Consider the following 12,327-nt stretch of genomic DNA (forward strand, 5'->3'; position numbering starts at 1 on the left):
TATCTCCTCGTCTTTCTTTTATTTCACCGCCCCGTTTACAACGCCGTTTAATATCTGTTTCTGGCAAATCAGATAAAAGGCCAGCACCGGCAGCAATGCCAGCAGATAAGAGGCGAATGCCAGATTATAATTTGTTCCGAATTGTGTCTGGAAGGTAAGCTGCGCCAAAGGCAGAGTGTTCTTCCCTGTTCCCGCCATAATGACCAGAGGCGTCATCACATCATTCCAGGTACCCAAAACTGTGAGGACTGCTGCTGTTGCATGCATGGGCTTCATAATAGGAAAAATAATACTCCAATAAGTCCTCCAGGTGCTTGCTCCGTCTACTCTTGCCGCTTCCTCTAACGCAAGGGGAATATTTTTCAGATACCCGCTGTACAGCAATAGATTCATAGGCATATAAAATACCACATAAAGCAGGATCACCCCAGCCCGGTTACCGATTCCCATCTGCGAAGTCTGTTTTACAAGCGGCATCATAAGAATGGCAAAGGGGACAAACATTCCGCTTACAATATAGAGATACACGAAATTGTAGAATTTGCTGCTTTTCATGTTTCTGCCAATGGCATAGCCTGCCAGAGAGTGGATCAGAATAGAAAGGATCACAGCCGCTGCTGAGATTAACAGACTGTTTCCCAGGGAGTTCCAGAAGTCTGTGACACGCATAGCCTCTGTAAAATTCCCAAGGCTCCAGTGTTGCGGAAAAGACAGGGCTCCTGCAATATCGTTTGTCATCTCAGAAGGCTGTTTCAGCGCAATCATGACCGCCATATACAGAGGAAAAAAGATAGTTATGCATCCTAAAATAAGCAGAATGGTTACCGGCCAGTTTACTTTTTCACTGTGTTTTCTCTTACTATTCATTATAACTGCTCCTCCTTTTTCCCCAGCACCGTAAGTTGGAATACAGAAATCACAACAATTACCACAAAAAACAGAAATGCGTTGGCACTCTGAAAACCGAACTGTCCCCCGTTCATACCATTTTGGTAAATCAGATAAGAAATAGATTCTGTACTCTGCGCCGGACCGCCTTTTGTCAGCGCCATGATCTGGTCGAATACCATAAGGAAATTTTTCATACAGAGCACCATATTGATGGTGAAGAAAGGAAGAATCAGCGGGAAGGTCAGATGCCTGAACCTCTTCCACCCTGTTGCGCCGTCCAGTCCTCCGGCTTCATAGACATCCTCCGGTACGGTCTGAAGCCCAGAAATATAGATGATAGTGTTCATAGCTATTGACTGCCACGCGCCTACCGCAACAATCGCCGCCCAGGCAGTCTTGGTATTAGACAGCATATTCTGACTCAGGAATTCACTTCCCATAGCTGACCCTGCCGCGGGAAGAATATAGGTAAAAATGAAGCTGAAAATATAGCCGACTACCAGCCCTCCCAAAACATTTGGAAGAAAATAGACGCCCCGAAGCGCACTCTTTGCCTTAATCCTGCTGTTCAGACCAAACGCAAGAACAAGACTTAAAACATTTACTATGATGGTGCACACCACTGCGTATTTAAATGTGAACAGATACGATTTGCCGATTCTTCCGTCTGTAAAAAGGTCTGTGTAATTGCGCAGCCCAACCCAGTCATAGCTGCCGTACCCTTTAAAATTGGTAAAACTGTATACAAACCCTTTAAGCAGCGGCAGTGTATTAAACAGAAAAAACAGGATCAGTACAGGTATCGTTATGAGCAAAAATGTTCTTTTTCTTTCATTGGTTTTCTCCATCTCTATCTTCCCCCTTCTTTTTCCCCGTCTCTTTCAAATTCTTTTACTTTCCTGATGATATCCCGGTTGTATCGCTTCCAGTCAGCATCGAATTTCCCAAGAAACGCATCCGGATCCCCCTCCATGAGGTACGTCTGGATCATAGCATCTACTGTCATCTCTGCCGGATAATAATGATCCTGATAATCCGCCATCTTTCCTTCCCTGATATAAGGCAGCATGCCATCCAGCATGGAAGGCAGTTCAAAGTCTCCTTCCTTACATGGAACTGCATTCTGAGCGTCCATATATTTTTGTACATTTTGATCCTCCTGCAGGAACCTTAAGACCTCATAGGCTGCCTCTTTATTTTCACACGCCTTCATAACACTGAATTGAAGGTCGATCCCGGAATTCAGCAGATTCTGTTCCGCCTCATCCGCTGCGGGGAAAACAAACGAGTCAATATCCATGTCAGGATTCACAGATTTAATCTGGGGAACCGCATAACTGCCGATTACATACATAGCTGATTCTCCTCTGGCAAATGCTGTACAGGCATCGTTATAGCTGTAACCATAGGGATCCTTCTGCGCATAAGGAATAAGCTTCAGAATTTTCTCAGCAGTCTCCCGGTATGCGTCCTTAAATACTGTCTCTCCCCGGTTTACCCTGGCACATATATCCGCCGGCGCAAGGTCTGCACACATAGCATTCCACGGGGCCAGACACGTCCAGGTATCCTTAAACCCAAAGTACAGAGGCTGCTGTCCCTGATCCTTTATCCTCTCACACAAATCCAGAAATTCCTGCCATGTAGTCGGTATTGTCCAGCCATTCTCCTGAAACATTGTCCGGTTATACAGAACCCCTGCCGCATTTCCCGCATAAGGTACAGCATAGGTTCCCTTTAATGGAACAAACTCCAAATTCTTATCGATTTCCAGGTAAACTTCTTTTACCTCTGATAATCCTTCATAGTCAGAGATGTCCATGAACATATCTGCATCCAGAAAATTGGAATAATTAATATCTCCCCCGATTCCCACGATATCCGGGATCTCCTCTTTCACAAACATGGTTTTCAGCACTGTCATGGCATCGTTTGGGGATTCTATGGTAAGCTTTATGTCTTCATGAGTTCTGTTAAATTCATTCTCCAGTTCTTCAAAAACCTTGACCGCTTCCGGCTTATACTGTACCATCCTCACCTGGGTCCTGGCGTCTTCAGATGTCTTCCCGCATCCTGCCGCAGAGAGTGCCATAACCGCAAGTACAGCGGCCGGCCAGACAGCTGATTTTACTCTTCCTTTCATACCCTCATTCTCCTTTTCTCCTGATATTTCTTTTCCCTGTTACCTAATCGTTTTATGCCCTACCTTCTGCGTGTCCGTCAGTTTGTATGCTCTATTCTCTTTTCTTATTTAAAATAGTAGCATTTTACCCTTTTTCCGTAAATATTTCTATGAGTCAGTTTTTATTTCCTTATTCGTCTTTTCACGAAAATAGTTGAAGTATAGACGCATTTTGGTATATAATAAAACAAAATCACTAATATTTGTCGGATATAGCTAAAAATATATCTATATTTTTAACTACTATTACCTGTTTATCTATGCGCAGGAGGTGAAATATGCCCAATGTTTTATTTTCTATTTTTCCGGACGAACATTTTATGGATTTAACTTTATACCAATTTGGGTATGAAAAATGCGCTCCTCTTCATTCCTTCGGGCCTTTTGTCAGAAATCACTATTTATTTCATTACGTAATCTCAGGAAAGGGAACCCTGCACTCCAATGATGCGCATGACAATGCTGCCATCTATCACCTGACGGAAGGATCCGGTTTTTTAATTGAACCGGAATTTGTCAATCTTTATTATGCGGATGAAAAAGAGCCCTGGGAATATATTTGGCTAGAATTCGGCGGATTAAGAGCCAAAGAATTTCTGGAGATTGCCGGCCTTTCCAGAGAGCATCCCATCTTTACCCCGGATACTCCTCTCCATGGGGAAGAGCTCCTCAACGAAATGTTTTCTATTGTCCGGAATACCGCGGCCTCTCCTTTAAGCCAGATTGGCCATCTCTATCTGTTTATGGATCGGCTCATCGCAGGTTCCTCCTGCAAACAGAAGCTCCAGGGAGGAAGGCTGAGCGAATTCTATGCCAGGGAAGCAGTAACCTTTATCGAACAAAATTATTCCAGAAATATCACCGTCTTAGATATGGCCAGACGCTGCAGCCTGGATCGCAGTTATTTCGGCAAAATTTTTAAAGATGTCATCGGACAATCCCCTCAGGACTTTCTCATTCATTACCGTATGACAAAAGCCGCAGAGGCTTTAAAACTGACCGATTCCTCAATCGGGGAGATAGGAAGCTCTGTGGGATATCCCAACCAGCTTCATTTCTCCCGGGCTTTTAAAAAGGTCTTCGGGATTTCACCCAGAGAATACCGGCAGAAGCACAAGATCCTACCCTCCGGGGAACCATAAATACCCGCAGAAAAAGCAGCAGGCAGGGAAATGAACGTTTTTCTCTGTCTGCTGCTTTTCTCTATGTTCTGTGCAGTCTTATTATATTCTCCTATATCTGAGCAGGCCGGATTTGGTCAGCAGCCAGCCCTTTCACATCCACATGGTTTTACTGTAATTGATGAAATCTTCTGCCGTTCCAGATACCCGCAGGCGGACAGCCCGGCTCTCACCACGGTGTTCCATTTCTGGGCAGAAAGATGGTACACGGTCTCATCGTCTAACACAACCGTGCAGGCGTTCTCCATAGAGCAGTTTTCTGAGTATGCTACTTTATACATATTTTTTCTGCTGATGGCGCCTATCTCCTCCAGAACATTCACCATGCGGTATACCGTAGCGGCACCGATTCTATCATCTATCTTAGCAGCCATATAAAATATTTCCTTGCAGCTTGAGCACTCATTTTTAAGGATAATATCCAGCAGCGTCAGGCGCTGTTTGGTAATCCTGCAGCCACGCTCCCGCAGTTTATCTATGATAATTTCCCTCTGCATCTGCGTACGCTGATAGCTTCTGGAGTCCGGAAGTTTTCTTTTTTCCTTAGTATTGCCTCTATCTGTCACCTCAGCCTTTTTCCTTTCTAGTGTCTGCAGTGACCGCCGCAGTGTTTGCAGTCACATCCGCATTGGAGGGATTTTCCATCTTTTTTGCCACGTACCATGCTTCTTACCGCCAGGCCAGACACACCTATGACAATAATTCCAACTACAATGGTTCCCATACACTTTCACCTCCTTATACTCTGAGCCTGCATGTCTATGCAGCCTCGTGTGGGGCTTTATGCTGCTTACTATTTCGCATTCGCCATTCTTTTTAGATTTACATCCAGTGTCTTGCTTTCTCTGTACGGTCTTACCAGCAGATAGATAAACCCAATTACAAGAAGAATCGCTGCTGCAGTTCCGATTCCAAATACCCCAGCTGTCATCCAGTTACCCAGCTGGTATACACAGAGGGATACCGCATAGGCAAGAAGCGTCTGATATCCAATGGCAAACCAGAACCATTTCACATTGTTCATCTCTCTCTTGATCGCACCCATTGCCGCAAAGCAGGGTGCGCACAGCAGATTGAAGACCAGGAAAGAGTATGCTGCAGCTGCTGTCATACTGCCGGCAAGGGTTCCCCAAATCTCGGTTCCGTCCTCTGCAACCTCTGCGAAGCCATATAGAATTCCAAAGGTTCCCACTACATTTTCTTTTGCCACCAGTCCGGTTATTGCTGCCACCGCAGATCTCCAGTCCCCCCATCCGAGAGGAGCAAAAATCCAGGCCACTCCGTTGCCTATCGCCGCAAGAATACTGTGATTCAGTTCCATATCCTCCAACATTCTGAACTTGCCCCCTACCCATCCAAAGTATGAGGTAAACCATACAAAAATGGTCGAGAGAAGTATGATTGTACCGGCTTTCTTTATAAAGGACCAGCCCCTCTCCCACATGCTGCGAAGCACATTGCCAACAGTAGGAAGATGGTAAGCAGGAAGCTCCATAACAAAGGGCGCCGGGTCCCCTGCAAACATTTTTGTTTTCTTTAATATAATTCCGGAGCAGATAATTGCGGCGATTCCCACAAAGTACGCACTGGGTGCTACCCACCAGGCGCCTCCAAAGAGGGCCCCTGCAATCAGAGCAATAATAGGAAGCTTGGCACCGCAGGGAATAAATGTTGTTGTCATAATGGTCATCTTACGGTCTCTGTCATTTTCAATGGTTCGTGACGCCATAATTCCCGGTACCCCGCATCCGCTTCCAATTAACATAGGGATAAATGATTTTCCGGACAGACCGAATTTGCGGAAGATTCTGTCCATAATAAATGCAATTCTGGCCATATATCCGCAGGATTCCAAAAATGCCAGGAAAATGAAAAGCACCAGCATCTGGGGCACAAAGCCAAGGACGGCGCCCACACCGGCCACGATACCATCCAATATCAGGCCCTGTAGCCAGGCAGCACAGCCCACCGCAGTCAGAGCAGACTCAAGCAGCACGGGAATGCCGGGTATCTCAAGTCCAAACAAGCTCCATCCGTCTCCGAATACTCCGTCATTCGCCCAGTCAGTGGCCCAGGTACCCACTGTAGTCACAGAGATGGAATATACAATAAGCATTACCACCGCAAAAATGGGCAGTGCCAGGAACCGGTTTGTAACAATCCTGTCAATCTTATCAGATACAGTAAGTTTATCTTTGCTGTGCTTCTTATAACACTCGCCGATTATAGCACCGATGTACGCATACCGCTCGTTGGTAATAATACTCTCTGTGTCATCGTCCATCTCTTCTTCTATCTGCCGGATCTCCTCCGAAACATCAGGCACATGCTTCATCTGAGATTGAATTTTATCATCTTTTTCCAGAAGCTTGACGGCGAAAAATCTTTTCTGCTCCTGAGGAACTGTGCCATCCATTTTATCTTCTACTGCTTCCAGAATTTGTTCTACCTCTGGCGCAAACTTATGCACCGGAGGAGTTCCCTCTTTTTTGCCTGCTGCGGCAATGGCTTTTTCCGCAGCCTTCTGGACACCGTTTCCTTTCAGCGCTGAGATCTCAACAACTTCACATCCCAGCTTCTGGCTTAGTTTTCCGATATGTATCTTGTCGCCTGACTTCTCAACTACATCCATCATATTGACAGCCATCACTACCGGAATTCCCAGTTCCATCAGCTGTGTGGACAAGTACAGGTTTCTCTCAATATTCGTCCCGTCTACAATATTCAGGATAGCATCCGGCCGTTCACTGATCAGATAGTTTCTTGCCACCACTTCCTCCAGTGTATATGGAGAAAGGGAATATATCCCCGGCAGGTCCATGATCATAACATCTTTATGACCTTTTAATTTTCCTTCCTTCTTTTCTACCGTAACCCCGGGCCAGTTTCCAACAAACTGATTGGAACCTGTAAGCGCATTAAATAATGTAGTCTTCCCACTGTTAGGGTTCCCTGCTAACGCAATTGTAATTGACATGTTCTACCTCTTTTCTGCCAAATCGGCAATTCTTTTTGCTTTATCTGCTGTATATTGCAACGTCTGTACATACTAATTCTGATTTGTTAAGACTATCTTTGATTAGTTTACACTAACCAATGGGCAAAAATCATTCCACCTGTATCATTTCAGCATCTGCTTTGCGCACGGACAGCTCATATCCTCTAACTGTGATTTCCACGGGATCTCCCAGAGGTGCAACCTTTCGCACGAAAACTTCCACACCTTTGGTAATGCCCATATCCATAATTCTTCGTTTTACCGGCCCCTCACCGGCAACTTTAGTCACTTTTACGCTTTTCCCACAGGGAATTTCTTTTAGTGTCATTCTTGTCTCTCCTTCTTTATCCTACCATGATTTTATTGGCCATATCTTTTCCGATAGCCACACGGGATTCCTTAACGTTCACAATCATATTACCGCCAATCTCTGAGACTACTGTAACAGTGCTGCCTGTTATAAAGCCCAGATTTTCCAGGAATCTTCTTGTCTCTTCTTTTCCTCCAACCTTACGGATTATGTTGGGTTCTCCGGCTTTTACCATTGTTAACGGCATCCTATCCCCTCTGCTTTCTTTAAAATTGAAATTGATAATGGTTTTCATTTCTATGGTTAGTATATTCTAACATCCAATTATTGTCAAGAACCTTATTGATACTTTTTCTCAATTACCTTTTGTTTGCTGTTGTGTGCCGGATATGTTATACTAATTGAATCTGACATACAAACAGTGAATATTATGGAATTAAGGTGGGAATACCATGCATGTGAATGAATCTGCTGAAAATTATTTGGAAACTATACTTGTCCTGAGCAAGTCACATCCTGTTGTCCGCTCCGTAGATATTGCGGAAGAATTAGGTTTTAAAAAATCCAGCGTCAGTGTGGCTATGAAAAACCTTCGGCAAAAAGAACATATCGTCATGTCAAAAGAGGGTTACATCACCCTGACAGCGTCAGGAAAAGAGATCGCGGAGATGATCTTTGAGCGCCATGAGCTGTTAACAAACTGGCTGGTCCGTCTTGGGGTGGATGAGAGGATCGCCGCAGAGGACGCCTGCAGAATAGAGCATGTGATCAGTAAAGAAAGTTTTGAGGCTATAAAAAAACATATCAAGTGAAGATCAAACTTCCATATGCAGGAGGCAGCTGATTCCAACCAGCTGCCTCCTGCTTCATTATACGTAATCAAAGTCATCCGGCGCGTCAAACCATTTTCCTTTTCCCAGATTCAGGATAAAACAAATTACCGCCATCACCAGATAAGCCAGGGCAAAGGGAGATGTGAGATGCAGCCCCAGCTCAGCGCTGTGGATAAATCCAAAGGCAGACAGCAAAGCACCCACCAGACAGGTAAATCCCACTGCGTTTAACTTTTTTTCAATTATAAACACGGTCATTGTGCCCAGAAGAATTCCTATGATAATTGCCCCTGACTTTACCGCCGGCACTCCGTTCCACATAACCCCGGCATCGATAAGCTTTTGGTTAATCTCCGGGGCATATCCGGAAAGCCCATTCGCCATTGTCTCTGTATAAGTCCCTGTAAGGCTTACCGCACCTGTAATCTGTGTAAACAGGTAGTCAGCAACCGGAGGCACCATTGCTATCCCCACTGCCGCGTAGTGCCTTACCGGCGTATCCTTGAACGCCTGGGATACCATAACGATGGCACACCAGATATATGTAATAGCACAAACAGCAGGCGGCACCAGATTATTCAGGAACGTAAACAGTCCAAAGATGCCGGCCAGCCCGAATACGATGCCCGAGACTGCCGAATAGCCGATTCCTGCCTCTGCTTTCTTAAGTCCTGCATGCCCCAGCCATACAGTGTTGGGAACTACGCCTCCGAATAATGCGGAAAACATGGTACATATCCCATCGGCAAACTGTGCTTCCCGGACACTGTAATTGTCACCTGCAGCGTTAGCCGCCTCCACATTGTCCATAGTCTCTATAAAATTATAGATCTCAATAGGGATAATGATTGTAAGGTAGGGTGCTACAACAGCGAATCCGCTGACAAGGGCCTGCACTGTTGTTACCGGATTCGGGAAATAAAAGCCTATCCCTGAAAAATCAAAGTGTGTCCGTCCAAGACAAAGTGCATAGATAATGCCTCCCACAATTGCCACTACCAGGGGAGGAATTTTTTTGGGAAACAAATATCCTCCAAATACACCAAACATGGCGACTATGAAAATGGGCAGCCCTACCACGGGATCCCGGAACACGTCAAACACACCCTGGGTTGCCATCCAGATAAACCCGATCCCGGCCACAGTGCCGAGGAGGGCTGCTCTGGGCACCTTTTTCTTAATCCATGGGCCGATGATACCCCCGCAGAATTCCACAAACCCGCCGATAAAACAGGCGGCCACTGCTGCAGACCAGGCAAGCTGCGGATCGCCCAGCGCATAGTGAAGAGGGGTGATTACCCCGTAGAGCATTACAAACATAGCAGGAGTGGAGACACCGGAAGGCAGTGCCGTTACGTCGCTGCGCCCCTCCTTTTTAGAAAGCTTGTATCCCATATAGCAGTAATACAGTCCTCCCAGAAGGAGTCCGATGGACATTCCCGGTATCACCCGGCCATACACAATTTCATCCGGCCACTGCAGAACCCCTGATAAAGTAGCAATTACAATAAGATAGTTGACAATGTTATTTGTCACAATATATGTGATGCCGCCCAGATCACCGCGTTTAAAAAAAGATACCGTAAGTTTTGTCTGATTCACTTTTCCCATCCTTTCTCCTGCTGTAGCTAAAAGCAGATTCCCATGGTCCTCAGCTCTTCTTTCACTTCCACATACATGGCTTCCCACTCAGGAACCGGAGTTACTGTCTCCATGTCATACGCCTCATCAAAGCGTTTTCCTTTATTCTTATCCTCCATCTGGAATATATGCTCATATTTTTCCAGAAGCTTTAATACGATCTCATTTGCCTGCGACCGGGTCATTCCCTGTCTTGCCACAGCTTTTCCTACCTCGCCCATCAGTCTTACTTCAAGTCCTGTGCCGTTGGGCTCCCTTCCGTTTGCTGATCCAAGCCCTTCCAGATGCCCGCCGCAGACGGTTACAACAATAGAGTTCGCCGCCACTTCATAGAGAAGCTCTTTGGTAAGCGCACCGCTGCTTGGCCACAGATCACATACGATAATTGCCGGAGCACATTTTGCAAAGATCTGGCAGAGTACAGCCTGAAGCCACAGGCAGCCCCTGGCTGTGGTAGCCACTTCCTTGATATGGATGGGATGACAGAGGTGATAGTCTGCCAGACACAAAATATTAGCCGCCAGGATAGACGCGGTCATTACAAGGGTAGCGCCCGGTGCATCTCCCGCCAGGCCTCCCACCATGGTACAGGCCAGAGAGGCATTTTTCATGCCGTAATCCAGGGAGTTGGCGGCACGTATCAGATTCCCGTTGTCAATAATCAGTTCGTTAAACATTGCCACCAGATGGGAATCGCATGGACGCAGACAGCGCTCATAGGAGGCACTCAGATCTCCCATCTCCGTAACCGCACTCTCAGCCGCCAAAAGCCCCATACCGGGCCGTCCCACAGCTTCCAGGGCCTTGTGGAGATACTGAAGTTCCCGCCTCACGGCAATCACCTCTGTAGGATCCCCGCTTTTCACAGTATGGCCGTCCACATCTACCAGAGAACCGCAGGTCAGCAAATCGACCACCGGTTCCTTGGCAGAGCTTAGCACATTGGCATAATACATACGTTCCGGCGTAGGACACCCCGGATTGCCGGCCCAGACAGCCGGCTCTCTTCTGTCCTCTATGCCTCTGGCTACCAGAGTATACGCATCTTTGCCTTCCCCCATCACAAGCTCCTGTTTCATGTTTCGTATGCCCTGTTCAATCTCTTCCTCCGTAAATGTGATAATACGGCCTGTGGACATATTATAGACACCGATTTTCAGAATCAGGGTTTTAGCAGCCGCCAGCATATCCTCCAAGAGACGGTCATCCTGAGGAATAAGAACCTGTTTGTCCCAGCTGAAGCTGTACTCCTCTACTAATTCCCGGACTTCATCTATCAGATAGTCCATGTCCCACTCATTCTTTGTTACCTTCGTTCCAGTATAACTCCTGGAACAGATTTCCAGATACTCCTTTGCATTCATCTGTTCGTCCTCCTTATCCTATAACGATTTGCCAGGTACTTACCGCAACAAGCACCGCCTGTCCCACATCCAGCCAGTTCTTCCGCAACTCTGAACTGCAGTACTTATGATAATACTGAAATCTGTTTCTCAGATTTCTATATATCAAAAAAGGACGAAAAACCTTTAAATCTAAAATTTAAATAGGTTTTTCGTCCTTTTATACGGTTGTTATAAAACTATTTGTAACATAATACCATATTTTGTTGAATTTATCAATATTTTCCACCGTTATCAGTATTTATTTCTGCTAATCCTTTTATAAGCCCTGCTGATAAAAGGAACTTTCCGGTAACTTATTGATTTTACAGAACATCTGTACTATACTGTAGGCAAGCTTAGAATCGAAAGGAGAAATGATTATGTTAAATAATAAAGTAGCTGAACTTTTAAATACACAGGTTAATAAAGAGTTTTATTCCGCTTATCTCTATCTCCACTTTGCTAATTTTTACGTAGAGCAGGGACTGAACGGCTTTGCCAACTGGTACCAGGTACAGGCACAGGAAGAACGGGATCACGCTATGTTATTTATACAATATATGCAGAATAACGATGTCCCCGTCACTTTTGAGGCAATTGAAAAGCCTTCAGCGGATCTCAGTGGGAATATGGACGCCCTGAAGGAGGGACTGGCCCATGAGCAGTATGTCACCGGCCTGATTCACAACATCTACGATGCAGCTTACAGTGTAAAGGATTTCAGGACCATGCAGTTTTTAGACTGGTTTGTCAAGGAACAGGGGGAAGAGGAAACTAACGCGAATGATTTAATCAAAAAGATGGAGCTCTTTGGTTCAGATCCAAAAAGCCTCTATATGCTGGACCAGGAGCTTGCCGGCAGGGTATATGCTGCGCCTTCACTGGTATTGTAACACTGAAAAGAGG

13 protein-coding genes are annotated in these 12,327 nt (G+C 45.7%); 3 read left to right on the forward strand and 10 right to left on the reverse strand.

Annotation, left to right across the window (positions count from 1 at the left end; genetic code table 11):
• Positions 1–18: 18 nt before the first annotated feature.
• From BUA56_RS11670 to BUA56_RS11680, 3 genes are read right to left on the reverse strand one after another with little or no spacing between them, the layout of a single operon-like run.
• Positions 19–867, reverse strand: a complete 849-nt coding sequence (locus tag BUA56_RS11670; protein ID WP_072851891.1) for a carbohydrate ABC transporter permease — start codon at positions 865–867, stop codon at positions 19–21.
• Entirely contained in the window at positions 867–1,739 is an 873-nt protein-coding gene (locus BUA56_RS11675; RefSeq protein WP_072851892.1) for a carbohydrate ABC transporter permease, read from the reverse strand. Before BUA56_RS11675 ends, BUA56_RS11670 begins: the two co-directional genes overlap by 1 nt.
• Positions 1,740–1,741: 2 nt before the next feature.
• A complete protein-coding gene (locus BUA56_RS11680; RefSeq protein WP_072851894.1) occupies positions 1,742–3,034 on the reverse strand; it encodes an ABC transporter substrate-binding protein in 1,293 nt (430 codons plus the stop codon).
• Positions 3,035–3,351: 317 nt separating this feature from the next.
• On the opposite strand from BUA56_RS11680, the gene BUA56_RS11685 reads away from it, so the two are divergent.
• A complete protein-coding gene (locus tag BUA56_RS11685; RefSeq protein ID WP_072851895.1) occupies positions 3,352–4,215 on the forward strand; it encodes an AraC family transcriptional regulator in 864 nt (287 codons plus the stop codon).
• A gap of 116 nt (positions 4,216–4,331) precedes the next feature.
• On the opposite strand, the gene BUA56_RS11690 is transcribed toward BUA56_RS11685, so the two are convergent.
• The 5 genes from BUA56_RS11690 to BUA56_RS11710 all read right to left on the reverse strand — a co-directional run bounded on the left by BUA56_RS11690 (position 4,332) and on the right by BUA56_RS11710 (position 7,809).
• Positions 4,332–4,820 carry a transcriptional repressor gene (locus BUA56_RS11690; protein WP_072851897.1) on the reverse strand — a complete coding sequence of 163 codons (489 nt, stop codon included), beginning with the start codon at positions 4,818–4,820 and terminating at the stop codon, positions 4,332–4,334.
• Positions 4,821–4,837: 17 nt separating this feature from the next.
• On the reverse strand, positions 4,838–4,978 hold the full coding sequence (locus BUA56_RS11695; RefSeq protein ID WP_072851898.1) for a FeoB-associated Cys-rich membrane protein: 141 nt from the start codon (positions 4,976–4,978) through the stop codon (positions 4,838–4,840).
• Positions 4,979–5,047: 69 nt separating this feature from the next.
• Entirely contained in the window at positions 5,048–7,231 is a 2,184-nt protein-coding gene (feoB, locus tag BUA56_RS11700; RefSeq protein ID WP_072851900.1) for a ferrous iron transport protein B, read from the reverse strand.
• Between the two features lie 130 nt (positions 7,232–7,361).
• Complete coding sequence (locus BUA56_RS11705) at positions 7,362–7,580, reverse strand: FeoA family protein (RefSeq protein WP_072851902.1); 219 nt, start codon at positions 7,578–7,580, stop codon at positions 7,362–7,364.
• Positions 7,581–7,596: 16 nt separating this feature from the next.
• Positions 7,597–7,809, reverse strand: coding sequence for a FeoA family protein (locus BUA56_RS11710; RefSeq protein WP_072851904.1), 213 nt, complete (start codon positions 7,807–7,809; stop codon positions 7,597–7,599).
• Between the two features lie 205 nt (positions 7,810–8,014).
• On the opposite strand from BUA56_RS11710, the gene BUA56_RS11715 reads away from it, so the two are divergent.
• Positions 8,015–8,374 (forward strand): metal-dependent transcriptional regulator, encoded by a 360-nt coding sequence (locus tag BUA56_RS11715; RefSeq protein ID WP_072851906.1) that lies wholly within the window; start codon positions 8,015–8,017, stop codon positions 8,372–8,374.
• Positions 8,375–8,431: 57 nt separating this feature from the next.
• Here the strand turns inward: BUA56_RS11715 and BUA56_RS11720 are convergent, their stop codons facing one another.
• Complete coding sequence (locus BUA56_RS11720; RefSeq protein ID WP_072851909.1) at positions 8,432–10,006, reverse strand: xanthine/uracil/vitamin C permease; 1,575 nt, start codon at positions 10,004–10,006, stop codon at positions 8,432–8,434.
• A gap of 17 nt (positions 10,007–10,023) precedes the next feature.
• Entirely contained in the window at positions 10,024–11,400 is a 1,377-nt protein-coding gene (locus BUA56_RS11725; RefSeq protein ID WP_072851911.1) for a monomethylamine:corrinoid methyltransferase, read from the reverse strand.
• A 401-nt stretch (positions 11,401–11,801) separates the two neighbouring features.
• On the opposite strand from BUA56_RS11725, the gene BUA56_RS11730 reads away from it, so the two are divergent.
• Positions 11,802–12,314, forward strand: coding sequence for a ferritin (locus BUA56_RS11730; RefSeq protein ID WP_072851913.1), 513 nt, complete (start codon positions 11,802–11,804; stop codon positions 12,312–12,314).
• Positions 12,315–12,327 lie beyond the last annotated feature (13 nt).

Source organism: Lactonifactor longoviformis DSM 17459 (assembly GCF_900129135.1).
GTDB classification, from domain to species: domain Bacteria; phylum Bacillota; class Clostridia; order Lachnospirales; family Lachnospiraceae; genus Lactonifactor; species Lactonifactor longoviformis.

Coding starts and splice junctions, on each gene's coding strand:
- BUA56_RS11670 (WP_072851891.1), bottom strand. CDS start 867: ATGAATAGTAAGAGAAAACACAGTGAAAAAGTAAACTGGCCGGTAACC.
- BUA56_RS11675 (WP_072851892.1), bottom strand. CDS start 1,739: ATGGAGAAAACCAATGAAAGAAAAAGAACATTTTTGCTCATAACGATA.
- BUA56_RS11680 (WP_072851894.1), bottom strand. CDS start 3,034: ATGAAAGGAAGAGTAAAATCAGCTGTCTGGCCGGCCGCTGTACTTGCG.
- BUA56_RS11685 (WP_072851895.1), top strand. CDS start 3,352: ATGCCCAATGTTTTATTTTCTATTTTTCCGGACGAACATTTTATGGAT.
- BUA56_RS11695 (WP_072851898.1), bottom strand. CDS start 4,978: ATGGGAACCATTGTAGTTGGAATTATTGTCATAGGTGTGTCTGGCCTG.
- feoB (WP_072851900.1), bottom strand. CDS start 7,231: ATGTCAATTACAATTGCGTTAGCAGGGAACCCTAACAGTGGGAAGACT.
- BUA56_RS11705 (WP_072851902.1), bottom strand. CDS start 7,580: ATGACACTAAAAGAAATTCCCTGTGGGAAAAGCGTAAAAGTGACTAAA.
- BUA56_RS11710 (WP_072851904.1), bottom strand. CDS start 7,809: ATGCCGTTAACAATGGTAAAAGCCGGAGAACCCAACATAATCCGTAAG.
- BUA56_RS11715 (WP_072851906.1), top strand. CDS start 8,015: ATGCATGTGAATGAATCTGCTGAAAATTATTTGGAAACTATACTTGTC.
- BUA56_RS11720 (WP_072851909.1), bottom strand. CDS start 10,006: ATGGGAAAAGTGAATCAGACAAAACTTACGGTATCTTTTTTTAAACGC.
- BUA56_RS11725 (WP_072851911.1), bottom strand. CDS start 11,400: ATGAATGCAAAGGAGTATCTGGAAATCTGTTCCAGGAGTTATACTGGA.
- BUA56_RS11730 (WP_072851913.1), top strand. CDS start 11,802: ATGTTAAATAATAAAGTAGCTGAACTTTTAAATACACAGGTTAATAAA.